The organism is Pseudonocardia sp. DSM 110487 (assembly GCF_019468565.1).
GTDB lineage: Bacteria > Actinomycetota > Actinomycetes > Mycobacteriales > Pseudonocardiaceae > Pseudonocardia.
In genome coordinates this window covers 1,554,895-1,572,915 of sequence record NZ_CP080521.1, presented here as the reverse complement: position 1 = coordinate 1,572,915, position 18,021 = coordinate 1,554,895, and the positions used below count along the sequence as shown (strand labels likewise).

15 protein-coding genes are annotated in these 18,021 nt (G+C 71.9%); 11 read left to right on the top strand and 4 right to left on the bottom strand.

The window, feature by feature from the left end:
* The first annotated feature begins 1 nt into the window (after nt 1).
* The 4 genes from K1T35_RS07130 to K1T35_RS07115 are packed head-to-tail and all read left to right on the top strand — an operon-like array spanning nt 2 to nt 4,514.
* A complete protein-coding gene (locus K1T35_RS07130; RefSeq protein WP_220259369.1) occupies nt 2-1,558 on the top strand; it encodes a sugar ABC transporter ATP-binding protein in 1,557 nt (518 codons plus the stop codon).
* Nucleotides 1,551-2,513, top strand: coding sequence for an ABC transporter permease (locus K1T35_RS07125; RefSeq protein ID WP_255621667.1), 963 nt, complete (start codon nt 1,551-1,553; stop codon nt 2,511-2,513). Before K1T35_RS07130 ends, K1T35_RS07125 begins: the two co-directional genes overlap by 8 nt.
* Nucleotides 2,510-3,532, top strand: a complete 1,023-nt coding sequence (locus K1T35_RS07120) for an ABC transporter permease (protein WP_220259368.1) — start codon at nt 2,510-2,512, stop codon at nt 3,530-3,532. Before K1T35_RS07125 ends, K1T35_RS07120 begins: the two co-directional genes overlap by 4 nt.
* Complete coding sequence (locus K1T35_RS07115) at nt 3,525-4,514, top strand: Gfo/Idh/MocA family protein (RefSeq protein ID WP_220259367.1); 990 nt, start codon at nt 3,525-3,527, stop codon at nt 4,512-4,514. The genes K1T35_RS07120 and K1T35_RS07115 overlap by 8 nt, the downstream gene beginning before the upstream one ends.
* 42 nt (nt 4,515-4,556) lie before the next feature.
* On the opposite strand, the gene K1T35_RS07110 is transcribed toward K1T35_RS07115, so the two are convergent.
* Genes K1T35_RS07110 through K1T35_RS07100 form a run of 3 tightly spaced genes read right to left on the bottom strand, consistent with a single transcriptional unit; the run spans nt 4,557 to nt 7,218 of the window.
* Nucleotides 4,557-5,696: an aromatic ring-hydroxylating dioxygenase subunit alpha gene (locus K1T35_RS07110; RefSeq protein WP_220259366.1), complete on the bottom strand. Its 1,140-nt coding sequence runs from the start codon at nt 5,694-5,696 to the stop codon at nt 4,557-4,559.
* 29 nt (nt 5,697-5,725) lie between these two features.
* A complete protein-coding gene (locus tag K1T35_RS07105; RefSeq protein ID WP_220259365.1) occupies nt 5,726-6,898 on the bottom strand; it encodes an NAD(P)/FAD-dependent oxidoreductase in 1,173 nt (390 codons plus the stop codon).
* On the bottom strand, nt 6,898-7,218 hold the full coding sequence (locus tag K1T35_RS07100; protein ID WP_220259364.1) for a bifunctional 3-phenylpropionate/cinnamic acid dioxygenase ferredoxin subunit: 321 nt from the start codon (nt 7,216-7,218) through the stop codon (nt 6,898-6,900). Before K1T35_RS07100 ends, K1T35_RS07105 begins: the two co-directional genes overlap by 1 nt.
* Nucleotides 7,219-7,345: 127 nt before the next feature.
* Between K1T35_RS07100 and K1T35_RS07095 the strand changes: the two genes are divergently transcribed.
* Nucleotides 7,346-8,149, top strand: coding sequence for an IclR family transcriptional regulator (locus K1T35_RS07095; protein WP_255621666.1), 804 nt, complete (start codon nt 7,346-7,348; stop codon nt 8,147-8,149).
* Nucleotides 8,150-8,576: 427 nt separating this feature from the next.
* Here K1T35_RS07095 and K1T35_RS07090 read toward each other — a convergent pair whose 3' ends face one another.
* The gene (locus K1T35_RS07090) at nt 8,577-9,242 is read right to left on the bottom strand and encodes a GntR family transcriptional regulator (RefSeq protein WP_220259362.1); all 666 of its coding nucleotides are present in this window, start codon (nt 9,240-9,242) and stop codon (nt 8,577-8,579) included.
* Nucleotides 9,243-9,355: 113 nt separating this feature from the next.
* On the opposite strand from K1T35_RS07090, the gene glyA reads away from it, so the two are divergent.
* The 6 genes from glyA to K1T35_RS07060 are packed head-to-tail and all read left to right on the top strand — an operon-like array spanning nt 9,356 to nt 18,012.
* Nucleotides 9,356-10,672 (top strand): serine hydroxymethyltransferase, encoded by a 1,317-nt coding sequence (gene glyA / locus K1T35_RS07085; RefSeq protein ID WP_220259361.1) that lies wholly within the window; start codon nt 9,356-9,358, stop codon nt 10,670-10,672.
* Nucleotides 10,669-11,883, top strand: coding sequence for a sarcosine oxidase subunit beta family protein (locus tag K1T35_RS07080; RefSeq protein ID WP_220259360.1), 1,215 nt, complete (start codon nt 10,669-10,671; stop codon nt 11,881-11,883). The genes glyA and K1T35_RS07080 overlap by 4 nt, the downstream gene beginning before the upstream one ends.
* Before the next feature lie 7 nt (nt 11,884-11,890).
* Entirely contained in the window at nt 11,891-12,139 is a 249-nt protein-coding gene (locus tag K1T35_RS07075) for a sarcosine oxidase subunit delta (RefSeq protein ID WP_220259359.1), read from the top strand.
* Nucleotides 12,136-14,925 (top strand): 2Fe-2S iron-sulfur cluster-binding protein, encoded by a 2,790-nt coding sequence (locus K1T35_RS07070; protein WP_220259358.1) that lies wholly within the window; start codon nt 12,136-12,138, stop codon nt 14,923-14,925. Before K1T35_RS07075 ends, K1T35_RS07070 begins: the two co-directional genes overlap by 4 nt.
* Entirely contained in the window at nt 14,915-15,553 is a 639-nt protein-coding gene (locus tag K1T35_RS07065; protein ID WP_255621665.1) for a sarcosine oxidase subunit gamma, read from the top strand. The genes K1T35_RS07070 and K1T35_RS07065 overlap by 11 nt, the downstream gene beginning before the upstream one ends.
* Complete coding sequence (locus tag K1T35_RS07060; RefSeq protein ID WP_220259357.1) at nt 15,553-18,012, top strand: FAD-dependent oxidoreductase; 2,460 nt, start codon at nt 15,553-15,555, stop codon at nt 18,010-18,012. The genes K1T35_RS07065 and K1T35_RS07060 overlap by 1 nt, the downstream gene beginning before the upstream one ends.
* The last annotated feature ends 9 nt before the right edge of the window (nt 18,013-18,021 follow it).

Sequence of the window (18,021 nt, the reverse complement as noted above, 5' to 3'; positions counted from 1 at the left end):
GGTGAGCAGCGAGGCACCTGCAACGGTCGAGGTGGTCGAGGTCTCCAAACGGTTCGCCGGCACCGTCGCGCTCGACGGGGTCGACCTGGCACTGCGCGCCGGAGAGGTCCACGCGCTGGTCGGGGAGAACGGTGCCGGTAAGTCGACCCTGATCAAGATCATCACCGGCGTGCACCAGCCGGACGGAGGCGTCGTGCGGTACCGGGGTGAGCCGGTGACCTTCGGGGCGCCGCGCGACGCGCAGGCGGCCGGGATCAGCACGATCTACCAGGAGCTGAACCTCGTGCCGGGGATGAGCGTTGCGCGCAACCTCTTCCTCGGCCGCGAGCCGCTGAACAGGCTCCGGCTCATCGACTTCGCGTCCATGCACCGCGCGGCGCGCGACCTGCTCGCACGGTACGGCGTCTCCGTTGACGTCCGGCGGCCCGTCGGCGAGCTGGGCGCAGGCGTTCAGCAGATGGTCGCGGTGGCGCGCGCCGTGTCCGCCGACGCCCGCGTCGTGATCATGGACGAGCCGACGTCATCACTGGAGCCGCGCGAGGTCGACCGGCTGGCGAGCGTCATCGAGCTGTTGCGCGCCGACGGCGTCGCGGTGTTGTACGTGACGCACAAGCTCGACGAGGTCATGCGGCTCTGCCAGCAGGTGACGGTGCTGCGCGACGGCCGCGGGGTGCACGCCGGCCCGATCGCGCGGACGAGCCGGATCGGCCTGGTCGCCACCATGCTCGGCCGCCGGATCGACGAGGTCCGGGAGCACGGGATGACGCGGTTCGGTGCGGGCCACGGCAGCACCGGCGGTGTGCCGGTGCTGCGGGCGACCGGCCTGACCCGCCCGCCCGTGCTGGCCGGCGTGAGCGTCGACGTGCACGCGGGCGAGGTCGTGGGCCTGGCCGGGCTGCTCGGTTCCGGGCGCACCGAGACGGCCAGGGCCGTGTTCGGCGCGGACGCCGTCGACAGTGGGGCGATCAGCATCGACGGTGCCCGGCAGCGGCGCTGGTCACCAGCGGCCGCGATCGCGGCAGGCGTCGGCCTGGTGCCGGAGGACCGCAAGGCGGAGGGCGTGATCCCGGACCTGTCCGTGCGCGACAACATCGTGCTGGCCGCCCTGCCCCGCCTGACCCGGGCCGGGTTCGTCAGCGAGCGGCGGTGCCGGGAGATCGTCGAGGTGTTCGTGCGGCGGCTGCGCATCAAGATCGCCGGCCCCGACCAGCGGGTACGCGACCTGTCGGGCGGCAATCAGCAGAAGGTCCTCCTGGCCCGCATGCTTTGCCTGCAGCCGAAGGTCCTGCTGCTCGACGAGCCGACGCGCGGCATCGACGTGGGCGCCAAGGCCGAGATCCAGGCCCTGATCGACGAGCTCGCCTCCCACGGCCTCGGTGTCGTGCTGATCTCCTCCGAGCTGGAGGAGATCGTCGAGGGCGCCGACCGGGTGCTGGTCCTCCGGGATGGCGCCGTGGTCGGTGTGCTCACCGGAGACGCGGTCAGCGAGAACGGGATCATGACGACGATCGCGGCGGCCTCCGACGATGCGGAGCAGGCGGTGACGGTCGATGGCTGACACCGTCGCGGTACCACCGGCCCCGCACGGCGTCGCGCTGCACCGGATGCGCGACCACGGGGTGTACCCGGCGCTCGCGCTGCTCGTGCTCTTCAACCTCGCGTTCACCCCCCACTTCGCCACCGTGGCGAACCTGCGGCTGCAGCTGGTCCAGGTCGTTCCGATCGCGATCGTGGCGCTCGGGATGGCGCTGGTCGTCGCCACCGAGGGCATCGACCTGTCCGTCGGCTCCGTCATGGCGCTCGCCGCGGCGGTGATCCCGCTCTACCTCGGCTACGGGCCGTGGCCCGCCATGGCGATGGCGATCGTCGTCGGCGCGCTCGTCGGCACGCTGACGGGCGGGCTGGTCGCCCTCTTCGGCATCCAGCCGATCATCGCGACCCTCGGGGTGCTGGTGGCAGGCCGGGCGCTTGCCCTCGTGTTCGCCGACGGCAGGCTCGTCGAGATCTTCGATCCGACGTTGGGTGCGCTCGGCAACGGCAGCGTCCTCGGGATACCGATCACGGTGCTCATCACGGCGGCCCTCGCCGCCCTGGTGATCGTCGTGGTCCGGCGGTCGATCTTCGGTCACCGGCTCGTCGCGATCGGCGGCAACCGCACCGCGGCCCTGCTGGCCGGCCTGCCGGTGCGACGGACGCTCTTCGCCGTCTACATCGTCAGCGGGATGCTCGCGGCGCTCGCCGGCGTGGTGAACACCGCACGGCTCGGCGCGAGCGACCCGTCGTTCACCGGGCTGCTCATCGAGCTGAGCGCGATCACGGCGGTCGTCGTCGGCGGCACCCCGCTGTCCGGTGGCCGGATCAGGGTGGTCGGCACGCTGGCCGGGGCCGTCCTGATGCAGCTCATCGCGGCGACGGTGATCCAGCACAACCTGCCGGACTCGCTCTCGCGGATGATCCAGGCGGGCATCATCGTCGTCGCGGTCTACGTCCAACGGGATCGAGGTGGCGCATGACCGCGCAGCTCGTGGATCCGTCCCGCGTCGACACGATGGGAACGGCCGCGACGTTGGCCCGCCGCGCCAGCGCGCCGATCGTGCTCGCGCTCGTGGTCGCGGTCGGCGCCGCCCTCTTCGGCAGCAGCTTCATCGGGCCGCGGAACCTCGGCAACATCGCGCTGGACAGCTCGTACCTGGTGCTCATCGCGGTCGGGATGACGTTCGTGATCATCAGCGGCGGCATCGACCTCTCGGTCGGGTCGGTGTTCGCGCTCTCCGGCGTGCTGGCCGCCTACGGTGCGCAGTGGGGATCGGCCGCCGCGGTGGCGCTCCCCCTCGCGGTGTGCGGCCTGATCGGGCTCGCGAACGGCGTGCTGGTGGGCCGCGCCCGGATGGCGCCGTTCATCGTCACCCTCGCCGCGCTGCTGTTCGCCCGAGGGTTGGCGCTCGCCGTCTCGCAGGAGGGGAACGAGGTCCGCCTGATCCCCGCCGACCTGGTGCTGACCCGGATCGGGCAGTCCACGATCGCCGGGATCGGCGCGCCGGTGTACGTCGCCCTCGGCGTGCTCGTGGCGGGGGCGCTCGTGCTGAGCCGCACCAGGTTCGGCCAGTCGGTGTACGCCATCGGCGGCTCCGCGGAGAGCGCCGAGCTGATGGGCCTGCCCGTGTCCCGGGTGAAGATCACCGTGTACGTCCTCAGCGCGTCGCTCGCCGCGGTCGCCGGTGTGCTGGTCGCCGCCCAGACCTCCTCCGGCCTGCCGACCATCGGCGAAGGCCGCGAGCTGGAGGCGATCGCGGCCGTCGTCATCGGTGGCACGCTGCTCACGGGCGGGACCGGAGGGATGAGCGGGACCCTCGCCGGTGCCTTGCTGCTCAAGGTGATCCAGAACCTGATCAACCAGGTCGGGGTCCTCAGTTCCTACTACCAGCAGGTGGTCAGCGGCGTCTTCCTCCTGCTCGTGGTCCTGGTCCAGGCCCGACTGAGCCGGCGGCGCGCTCGTCCGGCTGCCCGGCGAAGGGAGCAGCGCAATGGGTGAGAACCGCATCCGCGTCGCGGTGGTCGGCACGGGCGACTGGTGGGGTCGCCAGCACGCGAAGGCGTTCTCGTCACGCACCGACGCCGAGCTGTGCGCCGTTGCCGGGCGGACCGAGGAACGCACCGAACGGCGCGCCGCCGAGTTCGGCGTGCCCGGTTACACCGACCTGCACGCCATGCTGGAACGGGAGCGACCGGATCTCGTGTCGGTGTGCCTGCCGAACATGGGCCATTTCGGGCCGACCCTGCAGATCATCCGGGCGGGCTTCCCGCTGCTGGTGGAGAAGCCGCTCGTGTTCGAGCTCGACGAGGCCGACACCCTGCTGGCCGAGGCGGCCGAGCGCGACCTGTTCTTCGCGATCAACTTCAACCACCGCTACGCCCGGCCGATGCGACTGGCCGCCGAGGCGATCGACGCCGGTGAGCTCGGCCGGTTGACATTCGCCATGTGGCGCTTCGGCGGCGAAGCGGGCACGAGCCCACACCCGTACGCCAACCTGATCGAGACCCAGTGTCACGGCCTCGATCTGCTCGAGCACCTGTGCGGACCGATCACTTCGGTGATGGCTCAGATGAGCGGCGTGACGGGCCGGGGGTGCTCGACGCTGAGCGTGGCGCTCGAGTTCGCCTGCGGAGCGGTCGGTGCCCTGCTCGGTACCTACGACTCGTCCTACTCCTACCCGGGGACCCACCTGCTGGAGATCAACGGGCTGAATGGGCGGATCCTGATCGAGGACACCGTGCGCCGCTACGCCTTCACCCCGGCCGGGGACGAGATCAGCCAGGTGTGGCAGGCCGGCTACTTCAACGACCGGGACCGGGACTTCCACGCGACGTTCGACCGGTACCTCGACGAGATGCTCCCCGCGTTCGCGGGCAGCCGTCCCCCGCCGGTCCACGCCGGGGCCGGCCGGCGCGCGCTCGCCGTTGCCCACGCCGTCATCGAGTCGTACGAGCGCGGGAAGCGCGTGTCGGTCGCGTGATCGGGCGCGGGCGAGCCGGTTCGGATGGGTTCGCGCGTCAGGTCAGATGGCGGGATCGGCCGGTACGAGCTGCTCGGTGACCCACGTGTGGAACGCGCCGATGTGGTGTTCGCTGGGCACCAGCACCCCGCCCGCGGCGTAAGCCCGTGACGATGCGGCGAGCTGGCAGCGTTCGCACGCGTCGAAGTCCTGCTGATTGACCCGGTGGAACAGCTCCACAGAACGGTCGAGGTCATGGCCGCCCTGCACGACCTCGGGCAGGTACAGCCAGTCGCACTCGACGATCGTGCGATCCGGCCCGACCGGCTGCATCCGATGGAAGATCACATGGTCCGGTACGAGGTTGATGAACACCTGTGGGTTCACCGTGATCGCGTAGTACTTCCTGTCGTGGCCGTCCACGACTCCGGGGATGACGGTCACGCCTGCGCTGCCGTCGACGGTGAACCCCTGCGCCTCCTCTGCGAACGCCGCGCCGTGCCCGACGAAGTACTGCGCGGCGAAGCCGTCGGCGAACTCCGGCAGCACCTCCGTGAGCTCGGGATGGATGGTGGCGCAGTGGTAGCACTCCATGAAGTTCTCGATGATCAGCTTCCAGTTCGCGCGCACGTCGTAGGTGATCCGGCGCCCGACCGCGAGGTTCTCGATGTCCCAGCCATCGATGACGTCGCCCGCCCCGAGCCGCTCCGCGACGGAGCCGATCACGGTGTCCTCGAAGGACGGCGGCTCGTCGGCCACGCACACCCACGCGTATCCGAGCCACTCCCGCAGGTGCACCGGCACGAGCCCGTACGCGGTGCGGTCGATGTCCGGCATGCTCGTCAGGTTCGGCGCCGCGACGAGCTTGCCGTCGAGCCCGTAGGTCCATGCGTGGTAGCCGCACTGCAGGTTCCGCTTCGCCACGCCGGACCGCTCCATGCAGACCCGCGCGCCCCGGTGCCGGCACACGTTGAGGAACGCGCGCAGCCGCCGATCGCGGCCGCGGACCAGTACGACGTTCTCGCGTCCCACGTCGACGGTGCGGAAGGCACCCGGACCGTCGATCTCGGCGCTGCGCGCGGCGGCGAACCAGCGGGACTCGAAGATCTTCTCCTGCTCCTCGGAGAAGATCACGGGGTCGGTGTAGAAGTGTCCGGGCAGGGTGGAGATCAGGCTCGACGACAGCTCGGATGGGGCAGACACACGGCACCTCTCGTGTGGTGGTGAGGAAGTCAGGGGAGGCCTGCGGGGACGATCCGCGGGGAGAGCTGGCGGCGCCACCGGCCGAAGAGCTTCGGCTGGTTCATCGCGAACACCGCGACGAGCTCGCCGTTATGGCGATAGCCGGCCACGAACCGGCGGTCGGCCGGATCACCGTCGATGATCTCCACGGCGTCGTCGGGCAGCCGGTGCCCGGCGAACTGCAGTCGTGCGCCGTACTGGTCCGACCAGAAGTAGGGAGGGGTCGGCGGGGCCGGGGTCGCCCCGAGCAGGGTCGACACGGCGGCCGCCGGCTGCCGCACCGCGTTCGTCCAGTGCTCGTGGCGTACGGCCGTGCCGGCGTAGGCGCACGGGGAGAACGCGCAGTCGCCGGCCGCCACGACCTGCGGGACGTTCGTCGCGCCCGCGTCGTCCGTCCACACCCCGCGGTGGTCGTGCTCGATCCCGGAGCCGGCGAGCCATTCGACGTTCGGCGCCGCGCCGATGCCGACGACGACCACGTCGGCGGGCTCCGTCCGTCCCCCGGCCAGGTGCACCGCGCTGACCCGGCCGTTTCCGGCGAGGCCCGTCACCACCTCACCGGTGATGAGGTGGACGCCGTTGTCCCGGTGCAGCTCGGCGCAGGTCGCGGCGAGGTCGGCACCCAGCACCCGGCCGAGCGGGACGGGGTCCGACTCGATCACGGTGACCTCGAGACCCATGTCTCGGGCGGTGGACGCCACCTCGGCGCCGATGAAGCCGCCCCCGATCACGACGAGGCGGCGGCTGACGACCAGGTCGCGGCGCAGCGCGACCGCGTCGTCCGCCGTGCGCAGCGTGTGCACCCCGTGGAGGTCGCCCGGCAGGGTCCTCGCCCGCGCGCCCGTTGCCACCACGACGCCGTCGGCCGGGACCTCCCGTCCCGACGCCAGCACCACAGCCCGGGCGCCACGATCCAACCCGGTCGCCGGGTCCCCGAGACGCCACTCCAGATCGAGCGCGGCGTCCTCGGTCGGCGTCGTCAGCGCGAGTTCGGCCATCTCTATCTTGCCGGCGAGGAACTCCTTCGACAGCGGTGGGCGGTCGTAGGGGAACAGGTCCTCCTCCCCGACCACCACGATCCGCCCGTCGTAGCCCTGCTCCCGCAGGGCCCGCGCGGCGCTGAGCCCGGCGAGCGAGCCTCCGATGACCGCGACGGTGCGCATCAGGCCGCCGCCTCCACGGACTCCGTGACACGCACGTAGACGACCCCGTCGTCGACGACCACCTCGTGGGTGCGCACGGGCAGCTTCGCGGGCGGGCCGGACGGCATCCCGGTGCGCAGGTCGAAGCACGCGGCGTGCAGCGGGCACTCCACGGCGCACCCCTCCACCCAGCCGTCGGCGAGCGAAGCGTCCTGGTGGGTGCACGTGTCGTCGATCGCGAAGAGCTCGCCGTCCACGTTGAAGACGGCGATCGGCACCTCGGCGTCGACCCGCACGGCCTCGCCGAGCGGGATGTCGTCCAGGGAACCGACGAGGATCATGATCGCCTCCTGTTTCAGATACCGCAACTCAACTCGCTATCAGCAACAGCAGGATGCGGTTCGTAGGCAGCGTCCGTCAAGGTCTCTCGGGCTGCCGAAATCGCCAGGACCCGTAGAGTTCACAGACGTGACCGATTTGCCCCGCTACACGAGGGAGGCCGCCCCGTCACAGGTCCAGTCCGTGGACCGAGCGATCGCGATCCTGTACTTGCTCGCGGAACGGGGACGCGACGGCGTGGGCGTCACCGATGTGGCCACCGAGCTGGGCGTCCACAAGTCGACCGCGTTCCGGCTCATCGAGGCCCTCGAGCACGGCGACCTGGTGGAGCAGGTCGAGGAGCGCGGCAAGTACCACCTCGGGCGAGGGATCGTCCGGCTCGCCGGAGCCACCACCGCCCAGCTCGAGCTGCCGATCGAGAGCCGGCCGGTGTGCCGGCGCCTCGCCGCGGAGCTCGGCGAGACCGTGAACCTCGCGATCGCCGACAGCGGCGAGGCCACGAACATCCTCCAGGAGTACGGCAGCTCCGCGATCGCGGGCCGCAACTGGATCGGCAGGTCCACCCCGCTGCACGCGACGGCCAGCGGGAAGGTGCTGCTGGCATGGACCGACGCCGAGGCGGTCGGGAAGGCGCTCGCGGGCGACCTGGCCGAGTACACCGAGCAGACGATCACCGACCCCGCCGTGCTCCAGGCGGAGCTCTGGAAGGTCCGCGAGCAGGGGTGGGCCTCGACCACCGAGGAGTTCGAGGTGGGTCTCAACGCCATCGCCGCGCCCATCCGCGGCGCCAACGGCGACGTCGTGGCGGCCGTGGGCGTATCGGCGCCCTCGTACCGCCTTCCCGTCGAGTCGTTCGCCGACGTCGCGGCGCGGGTGGTCGTCGGGGCCGACGAGATCAGCAGCCGTCTCGGCTTCTACGGGGCCGGCGAGTAGACCGGGCCGCAATGCCTCCGTAGCTGCTCACTCGGGGCCTTCGGTGGCGGTCCTGTGCAGGGGCCTTCGGTGGCGCCGCGCATCGTGCGGGGCCGCCCCTCACGCCTCAAGGGCGCTACGCGTCGCTCCGCGATCGCTGCGCGACCCTTGACCCGTGAGCCTCTGCGACCCCTCCGGGCAAACCACGCGGGCAGGCCCAAGGGCCTGCCCGGAGGGCGCGCGGCGCCACCGAAGGCGGTCCCGCGGACATGATCAATGCTTCGGCGCGAAAACGGCCACATACGGCCGGCCACGCACCCAGAAGATGATCATGGACACCGACTTGCTCGCTGCAACCACGAAGATCACCTGATGGGTGCCCCCACGGCCGTATGTGGCCGGCCACGCACCGATCCGATGATCATGCCGACGATGAGCGCGGGGGTGGTCACAGCACCGCCCGGACCGCGCGCTCGAAGCCCACCACGTGCTCCAGGGCCAGTCGAGCCGCCGCCTCCTCGTTCCCCTCGACGATCGCGTCGAGCAGCCCGACGTGCTCCTCGACGTGGCCCGCGATCGCGGGGATCCGGTCCAGGAACAGGCACCAGATCCGGGTGGCGAGGTTGTCCTGCCGGACGAGGATGTCCTCCAGGTGCGGGTTGCCCGCGGCGCGGTAGACCTCGCGATGCACCTGGACGTCGCGGCGGAGCAGCTCACGCCGGTCGCTGACGCGGGCTCCCAGGCCCGCCATGTCGCGGGCGAGGCCGGACAGGTGCGCCCGCTCGACTCCGGAGGCGTTGCGGGCGGCCCGGGACGCGGCGAGCGGTTCCAGCTGGACGCGGATCTCCGAGATGTGGGCGAGATCGGTGATGTCGACCGCCGTCGCGAAGGTGCCGCGTCGCGGGTAGGCCACGACGAGCCGGTCGCCCTCGAGGCGCTTCAGCGCCTCGCGCACCGGCGTGCGCCCGGTGCCGAGCTCCTGCGCCAGCGCGTCGTCGTTCAACGGCTCACCCGGGCGGATGTCGAGCATGACGAGGCGGTCGCGGATCCCCTCGTACGCCTGGTCCGCGAGCGACAGGCCGGTCGACGCGGACAGCTGAGGCGCGGCACTCATCTTCTCTCCCCCATCGGCCAGGACGTCTTGACGCCGGTGACACGGCGCGCTTACCGTACACCGCCGACTGATATATCAGTACAGGAAGCTTGGTACGACAGATCGGACACCAGATGCTCGACACTCAGGTCGCCGGCCCGACAACCCGCACCGAGGGCCTGAACAGCGGGCTCGCCGACGTCGATCCCGAGGTCCACGCCGCGGTACGCGCCGAGCTGGCGCGCCAGGAGTCGACGCTGGAGATGATCGCCAGCGAGAACGTCGCCCCGCTGGCGGTGCTGCAGGCCCAGGGGTCGGTGCTGACCAACAAGTACGCCGAGGGCTACCCGGGCCGGCGCTACTACGGCGGGTGCGAGCACGTCGACGTCATCGAGCGGCTCGCGATCGACCGGCTGAAGCAGCTCTTCGGCGCCACCTTCGCCAACGTCCAGCCGCACTCGGGCGCGCAGGCCAACGCCGCGGCGATGGCGGCGCTCCTGCAGCCCGGCGACACGATCCTCGGCCTCGACCTCGCCCACGGCGGCCACCTCACCCACGGGATGCGGCTCAACTTCTCCGGCCTGCTCTACGACGTCGCCGCCTACCACGTCCGCGAGGACGACCACCGCGTCGACATGGCCGAGGTCGAGCGGCTCGCGCGCGAGCGCCGCCCGAAGCTGATCGTCGCCGGCTGGTCGGCCTACCCCCGCCACCTCGACTTCGCGGAGTTCCGGCGGATCGCCGACGAGGTCGGCGCGTATCTGATGGTCGACATGGCCCACTTCGCCGGGCTCGTCGCCGCCGGGTTGCATCCCTCGCCGGTGCCGCACGCCCACGTCGTCACGAGCACCACGCACAAGACCCTCGGCGGGCCGCGCGGCGGAATCATCCTCTCCGCCGAGGACGACCCGGCGCTGCGCAAGAAGCTCAACTCGGCGGTGTTCCCCGGCCAGCAGGGCGGTCCGCTGGAACACGTGATCGCGGCCAAGGCCGTGACCTTCAAGCTCGCGGCTGGCGAGGCGTTCCGCGAGCGGCAGGAACGCACGCTGCTCGGGGCCCGCCTGCTCGCCGACCGGCTGCTCGCCGCCGACTCCCGCGACGCGGGGATCGGCGTGGTGAGCGGTGGCACCGACGTGCACCTCGTGCTCGCCGACCTGCGCGCCTCCGAACTCGACGGCAAGCAGGCCGAGGACCGGCTGCACGCCGCGGGGATCACCGTGAACCGCAACGCCGTTCCGTTCGACCCGCGGCCTCCGATGGTCAGCTCCGGCGTCCGGATCGGCACGCCCGCATTGGCCACGCGCGGGTTCGGCGCCGCGGAGTTCGCCGAGGTCGCCGACATCATCGCCACGGCACTGCACCCCACCACCGCCGACGTCAGCGGGCTGCGCGCCAAGGTGACCGAGCTCGCCGCGCGCTTCCCGCTCTACCCGGCGCTGGAGGCCTCGTGAACCCGCTGCCGGAGCACCCGGACTTCCTGTGGCGCAACCCCGAGCCGAAGCGCTCCTACGACGTGGTGATCGTTGGCGCCGGTGGGCACGGGCTGGCCACCGCCCACTACCTCGCGAAGAACCACGGCATCACCAACGTGGCCGTGCTGGAGAAGGGCTGGCTCGCGGGCGGCAACATGGCCCGCAACACCACGATCATCCGCTCCAACTACCTGTGGGACGAGAGCGCGGGGATCTACGAGCACGCGCTGAAGCTGTGGGAGGGCCTCGAGGACGACCTCGGCTACCCGATCCTGTTCAGCCAGCGCGGCGTGCTCAACCTCGCGCACAGCCTGCAGGACGTGCGCGACAGCGTGCGGCGCGTCGAGGCCAACGTGCTGAACGGCGTGGACGCCGAGTGGCTCACCCCGGACGAGGTCAAGAAGGTCTGCCCGATCGTCAACACCTCGCAGGAGATCCGCTACCCGGTGCTCGGCGCGACCTACCAGCCGCGCGCCGGCATCGCCAAGCACGACTACGTGGCATGGGGCTTCGCCCGCCGCGCCGACGAGGCCGGGATCGACCTGATCCAGGACTGCGAGGTCACCGGCTTCACCACCGACGGTGACCGCGTCACCGGGGTCCGCACGACGCGCGGCGACATCGCGGCCGGGAAGGTCGCGCTCTGCGCGGCGGGCCACACCTCGGTGCTCACCGACATGCTGGGCCTCCGGGTGCCGATCCAGAGCCACCCGCTGCAGGCGCTGGTCTCCGAGCTGCTGGAGCCGGTGCACCCCACGGTTGTGATGTCGAACGCGGTGCACGTCTACGTGTCGCAGGCGCACAAGGGCGAGCTCGTGATGGGCGCGGGCATCGACTCCTACAACGGCTACGGCCAGCGCGGCGCGTTCCACATCATCGAGCGCCAGATGGCCGCCGCGGTGGAGCTGTTCCCCGTGTTCGCCCGCGCCCACCTGCTGCGTACATGGGGCGGCATCGTCGACGTCACGCCCGATGCGTCCCCCATCGTCGGGCACACCCCCTACGAGAACGTCTACCTGAACTGCGGCTGGGGCACCGGCGGGTTCAAGGCCACCCCCGGCGTGGGCTGGTGCATGGCGCACACGATCGCCCACGACGAGCCGCACCCGTTCAACGCCCCGTTCACGCTCGAGCGCTTCGTCACCGGCGCGCTCGTCGACGAGCACGGCGCCGCCGCCGTAGCGCACTAGGAGAACCGTGCAACTCATCGAATGCCCCTGGTGCGGGCCACGTGAAGAGGTCGAGTTCCACTACGGCGGGCAGGCCCACGTCGCTTACCCCGCGGACCCGCAGGCCCTCTCCGACGAGGAGTGGGCGCACTACGTGTTCTTCCGCGACAACCCCAAGGGCCTGTTCACCGAGCGGTGGAGCCACTCCGTCGGCTGCCGGCGCTGGTTCAACGCCGTGCGCGACACCGCCACCTACCGCTTCCAGGCGAGCTCATGAGCGACTTCCGCGTCCCCGCCCGTGGCCGGATCGACCGCGGCATCACCTACGAGTTCACCTTCGACGGGCAGCGCCTCACCGGCCACCCGGGCGACACGCTCGCCTCGGCGCTGCTGGCGCACGGCCGGCACCAGGTCACCACGAGCATCGCGCTCGGCCGCCCCCGCGGGATCGCCGCGGCGTGGGCGGAGGACCCGAGCGGCCTGGTGCAGGTCGAGGAGCCCTTCCCCGAGCCCATGCTGCTCGCCACCACGATCGAGCTCACCGACGGGCTGGTGGCCAAGGGCATCTCCGGCCGGGGGCGGCTCGCCGAGGTGCCCGACTCCGCCCGCTACGACGCGAAGCACGCCCACGCCGACGTGCTCGTCGTCGGGGCCGGCCCGGCCGGCCTGGTCGCGGCGCTCACCGCGGCCCGCTCCGGCGCCAGGGTGGTACTCGTCGACGAGCAGTCCGAGGCGGGCGGCAGCCTGCTCGGCACCGCCGACACCCTCGACGGCGCCCCGGCGCTGGAGTGGGTGGCCGCCGCCGTCGCCGAGCTGGCGAGCCTGCCGGATGTGCTGCACCTGCAGCGCACCACGGCGTTCGGGCACTACGACGACGGGTTCGTGCTCGCCGTCGAGCGCCGCACCGACCACCTTGGTGCCACGGCCGCACGGAACGTCTCCCGCCAGCGGGTCTGGCGGATCCGCGCCCGGCAGGTGGTGCTCGCGACCGGCGCCCACGAGCGCCCGGTCGTCTTCTCCGACAACGACCGCCCCGGGATCATGCTGGCCTCCGGCGCCCGCACGTTCCTGCACCGCTACGGCGTCCTCGCTGGGCGCGACGCGGTCGTCTTCACCACCGACGACAGCGCCTACGCTGCCGCGGTCGACCTCGCCGACGCGGGCGCGCGGGTGCACGCGGTCGTCGACGCCCGGTCGGAACCTCCGAAGTACTGGCGCGCGGTGTGCGAGCGGCGTGGCATCCCGGTGCGCGCCGGGCAGGTCGTCACCGGCACGCGCGGCGACGATCGGATCACCCACGCCCTCGTCGGCGAGGAGGCGATCGCGTGCGACCTGCTGCTGGTCAGCGGCGGCTGGAACCCCGCGGTCCACCTGTTCAGCCAGGCCCGCGGGACGCTGCGCTACGACGAGGATCTCGGCGCGTTCCTGCCCGACACGGAGCTGCCCGGGGTCACGGTCGCGGGGGCCGCCAACGGTGTGTTCGACCTGGCCGGCTGCCTGCGGGACGGGCAGCGTGCGGTGTCCGGCGCAGGGGTCCTGCCGGCAGCGGCGCCGGAACCGCAGCCCACCCCACCGCGCGTGCTCTGGCGCGTGCCCGATGGCGACCCCGCCACGCAGTTCGTCGACCTGCAGCGCGACGCCACGGTGGCCGACATCGCCCGCGCGCTCGGTGCCGGCATGCGTTCCGTGGAGCACGTCAAGCGGTACACGACGATCGGCACCGCGCACGACCAGGGCAAGACCTCCGGTGTCATCGCCTCCGGCATCACCGCCGAGCTGCTCGGCGCGCCGATCGAGGCCCTCGGCACCACCACGTTCCGCCCGCCCTACACGCCGGTGGCGTTCGCCGCGCTCGCCGGCCGGCAGCGTGGCGCACTGTTCGACCCGGAGCGCACCACGGCGCTGCACGACTGGCACGTGGCCCACGGGGCGGTGTTCGAGGACGTCGGCCAGTGGAAGCGGCCCCGCTACTACCCGCGGCCCGGCGAGGACATGGAGGCCGCCGTGCTGCGGGAGTGCGCCGCGGCCCGCACCGGCGTCGGCATCCTCGACGGCTCCACCCTCGGCAAGATCGACGTCCAGGGCCCGGACGCCGCGGAGCTGCTCGACCGCATCTACACGAACATGATGAGCAGCTTGAAGGTCGGCTTCGTCCGCTACGGCGTGATGTGCGGCGTCGACGGCATGGTCATCGACGACGGCACGGTGCTGCGGGTGGCGCGGGACCGGTTCCTCGTCTACACCACCACCGGCGGCGCCGCGAAGGTCCTCGACTGGATGGAGGAGTGGCTCCAGACCGAGTGGCCCGACCTGCGGGTGCACCTCACGTCGGTCACCGAGCAGTGGGCCACGTTCCCCGTGGTCGGGCCGCGCTCCCGCGACGTGATCTCCGCGGTGTTCCCCGAGGTCGACGCCTCCGCTGGGGCGTTCGGCTTCATGGCGTGGCGCGACACCCGCCTCGACGGCGTGCCCGTCCGGATCGCCCGGGTGAGCTTTTCTGGGGAACTCGCCTATGAAATCAATGTCAGCTCCTGGTACGGGCCGGCCGTGTGGGAGCGGCTCGTCGCGGCCGGGCAGCCCTACGGCATCACGCCCTACGGCACCGAGACCATGCACGTGCTGCGGGCGGAGAAGGGCTACCCGATCATCGGGCAGGACACCGACGGCACCGTCACCCCGCACGACCTCGGGCTGGCGTGGGCGGTGTCGAAGAAGAAGCCCGACTTCATCGGCAAGCGATCGTTCGCCCGCGTCGAGAACCAGAACCCGCTGCGCAAGCAGCTGGTCGGGCTGCTACCCCTCGACGCGCGGACCGTGCTGCCCGAGGGCTCACAGATCGTCGGCTGCGACACCTTGCCCGAGCCGCCGGTGCCCATGCTCGGCCACGTCACGTCCAGCTACCGCAGCGCCGAACTGGGCCGTCCGTTCGCGCTCGCCCTGGTCAAAGCCGGGCGCAGCCGCATCGGCGAGACCCTGCACGTCCCGCTGGGCGGTGCGCTGGTGCCCGTCGAGGTCACCGGATCCGTCCTCGTCGACCCGGAAGGAGCCCGCCGTGACGGTTGACCCACTCAGCCGGACCGGCCCGCTGGACGCCTGGGCCGAGCGCTTCGCCGCGCTGCCCGCTGGCATCCGGATCACGGCCGAGCCGTTCGTCGCGATGGCCGACGTGCGTCTCGCCCCAGACCTCGTGAGCGGATACGCGAGCTCCGGCGCGCATATCCACTCACGACCCGGTGTGGCGGGCGCGCACGGTCTCGGGCTGCCCACCACGCCGTCCACCTGGGTGCCGTGGGGTGACGGGCGGGCGATCTGGCTGGGGCCCGACGAGTGGCTCGTCACGAGCGCCGCACACGACCCGCAGGATCTGGAGGCGGAGCTGCGGGCTGCGGTTGGCCTGGACGGCGGCCAAGGGAACGGCGCTGTCGTCGACGTCTCCGCACAGCGCACGACGCTGCGGCTGCGCGGCGAGCACGTCCGCGACGTGCTCGCCACCGGGTGCGCGATCGATCTGCACCCCCGCTCGTTCCCGGCCGGATCAGCCGCGCAGACCACCCTCGGGCTGGCCGGCGTCGTGCTGCTCGCGCTCGACGACACGGGAACCCACTTCCAGCTGCTCGTCCGCTCGTCGTTCGCCCGCTACCTGGCCACCTGGTTGCTCGACGCGGCCAGCGAGTACGGAAGGGGAGCCTGATGCCCGGTTCGCCACAGGTCGTGATCATCGGGGCCGGGATCGTCGGGACGAACCTCGCCGACGAGCTGACCGCCCGCGGCTGGGGCCGGGTCACCGTCGTCGACCAGGGCCCGCTCCCGCTCACCGGCGGCTCCAGCTCGCACGCGCCCGGCCTGGTGTTCCAGACGAACGCGTCGAAGACGATGACGCAGCTCGCCCGCTACACCGTCGAGAAGTTCTCCGGCCTCGATCTCGACGGGCAGTGGTGCTTCAACCAGGTCGGCGGGCTCGAGGTCGCCACCACGCCCGAGCGGCTGGCCGATCTGCAGCGCAAGCACGGCTGGGCCACGTCGTGGGGCATCGGGAGCCGGTTGGTCGACGCCGACGAGTGCGCGCGCCTGCACCCGCTGCTCGACCGCGACCGCGTGCTCGGCGGCTTCCACATCCCCTCCGACGGACTGGCCAAGGCCCCGCGCGTGGTCGCGGCCCTCATGCGGCGGGCGCAGGCCCGCGGCGCGGTGTTCCAGGGATCGACGCGGGTCACCGGCATCGAGCAGGCCGGCGGGCGGGTCACCGGCGTGCGCACCGCCGACGGCGTGCTGCCGGCCGACATCGTGGTGTGCTGCGCCGGGTTCTGGGGCCATGCCGTCGGCGCGATGGTGGGGATGGCGGTGCCGCTGCTCCCGCTGGCCCACCAGTACGTGCGGACCGGGCAGGTCGCCGAGCTCGCGGGCCGCAACACCGAGCTCGCGGAGGCGGGCCTGCCGATCCTGCGCCACCAGGACCAGGACCTGTACTTCCGCGAGCACGCCGACCGGCTCGGGATCGGCAGCTACGCCCACCGCCCCATGCCGGTGCGGCTGTCGGAGCTCGACGAGGACGGGGAGGTCACGGCTTCGGCGATGCCGTCGATGCTGCCGTTCACCGAGGAGGACTTCGCTCCCTCCTGGGAGCAGAGCGTCGCGCTGCTGCCCGCGCTCGCGTCGACCAAGGTCGAGGAGGGCTTCAACGGCATCTTCTCGTTCACCCCGGACGGCGGGCCGCTGATCGGTGAGTCGCCGGACGTGGCCGGCTTCTGGATCGCCGAGGCCGTCTGGGTCACCCACTCCGCGGGCGTGGCCCGTGCCGTGTCGCAGCTGCTGGTGGACGGCCGGAGCGACCTCGACCTGCACGGGTGCGACGTGCACCGCTTCGAGGAGGTCCAGCTCGGCGAGGACTACGTCAGCGAGACCTCGCAGCAGAACTTCGTGGAGGTCTACGACGTGCTGCACCCCCTTGAACCCCGCCGGTCGCCGCGGAACCTGCGGGTCAGCCCGTTCCACGCCCGGCAGCGGGAGCTGGGTGCCGTGTTCCTGGAGGCCGCCGGCTGGGAGCGCCCGCACTGGTACGAGGCGAACGCGCCGCTGGTGCTGCAGCTGCCCGCGGCATGGGTGCCGCCGGAGCGCGACCCGTGGGCGGCGAAGTTCCACTCCCCCATCGCCGCCGCCGAGGCATGGCGCACCCGCGAGGGCGTGGCGCTGTACGACATGACGCCGCTCAAGCGCCTCGAGGTCACCGGCCCTGGCGCGCTGGCGCTGCTGGACCGGCTCACCACCGGGAAGATGGACAAGTCGGTCGGCTCGGTCACCTACACCCTCGCGCTCGACGAGGCGGGCGGCGTCCGCAGCGACCTCACGGTCGCTCGGCTGGGCACCGACCGGTTCCAGGTCGGTGCCAACGGCAACCTCGACCTCGACCACCTCCGCCGCCAGGCGGGTTCGGACGTCCAGGTCCGCGACATCACCGGCGCGACGTGCTGCATCGGGGTGTGGGGCCCGCTGGCCCGCGACCTGGTGCAGCCGCTGTCCCGCGAGGACTTCTCCCACGAAGCACTCAAGTACTTCCGCGCGATGCCGGCCCGGATCGGCGGCGTGCCGGTCACCGCGATGCGGCTGTCCTACGTCGGGGAGCTCGGCTGGGAGATCTACACCAGTGCCGAGTACGGGCTGCGGCTCTGGGACGTTCTGTGGGAAGCCGGGCAGGAGCACGGCGTCATCGCGGCCGGGCGCGCGGCGTTCAACAGCCTCCGGCTGGAGAAGGGCTACCGCTCGTGGGGCCACGACATGACCACCGAGCACAACCCGTACGAGGCGGGACTCGGGTTCGCGGTGCGACCGCAGAAGGGCGAGTTCGTCGGCCGCGACGCGCTCGCGGGCGTCAACGCCGACACCATCGCGCGCCGTCTGTCCTGCCTCACGATCGACGACCGCCGCAGCGTGGTGCTCGGCCACGAGCCCGTCTACCTCGACGGCCGCCCAGCGGGCTACGTGACCAGCGCGGCGTTCGGGCACACGATCGGGGCGCCGATCGCCTATGCATGGCTGCCCGCGAGCGCCACCCCCGGCACATCCGTTGAGATCGAGTACTTCGGGCGTCGGGTCCCTGCCACCGTGGCCGCCGAGCCGCTCGTCGACCCGGAGATGGCTCGTATCCGCCGCTGACCACGAAGG

Coding starts and splice junctions, on each gene's coding strand:
- K1T35_RS07060 (WP_220259357.1), top strand. CDS start 15,553: ATGCCCGGTTCGCCACAGGTCGTGATCATCGGGGCCGGGATCGTCGGG.
- K1T35_RS07100 (WP_220259364.1), bottom strand. CDS start 7,218: ATGATCCTCGTCGGTTCCCTGGACGACATCCCGCTCGGCGAGGCCGTG.
- K1T35_RS07125 (WP_255621667.1), top strand. CDS start 1,551: ATGGCTGACACCGTCGCGGTACCACCGGCCCCGCACGGCGTCGCGCTG.
- K1T35_RS07090 (WP_220259362.1), bottom strand. CDS start 9,242: ATGAGTGCCGCGCCTCAGCTGTCCGCGTCGACCGGCCTGTCGCTCGCG.
- glyA (WP_220259361.1), top strand. CDS start 9,356: ATGCTCGACACTCAGGTCGCCGGCCCGACAACCCGCACCGAGGGCCTG.
- K1T35_RS07120 (WP_220259368.1), top strand. CDS start 2,510: ATGACCGCGCAGCTCGTGGATCCGTCCCGCGTCGACACGATGGGAACG.
- K1T35_RS07070 (WP_220259358.1), top strand. CDS start 12,136: ATGAGCGACTTCCGCGTCCCCGCCCGTGGCCGGATCGACCGCGGCATC.
- K1T35_RS07105 (WP_220259365.1), bottom strand. CDS start 6,898: ATGCGCACCGTCGCGGTCATCGGAGGCTCGCTCGCCGGGCTCAGCGCC.
- K1T35_RS07115 (WP_220259367.1), top strand. CDS start 3,525: ATGGGTGAGAACCGCATCCGCGTCGCGGTGGTCGGCACGGGCGACTGG.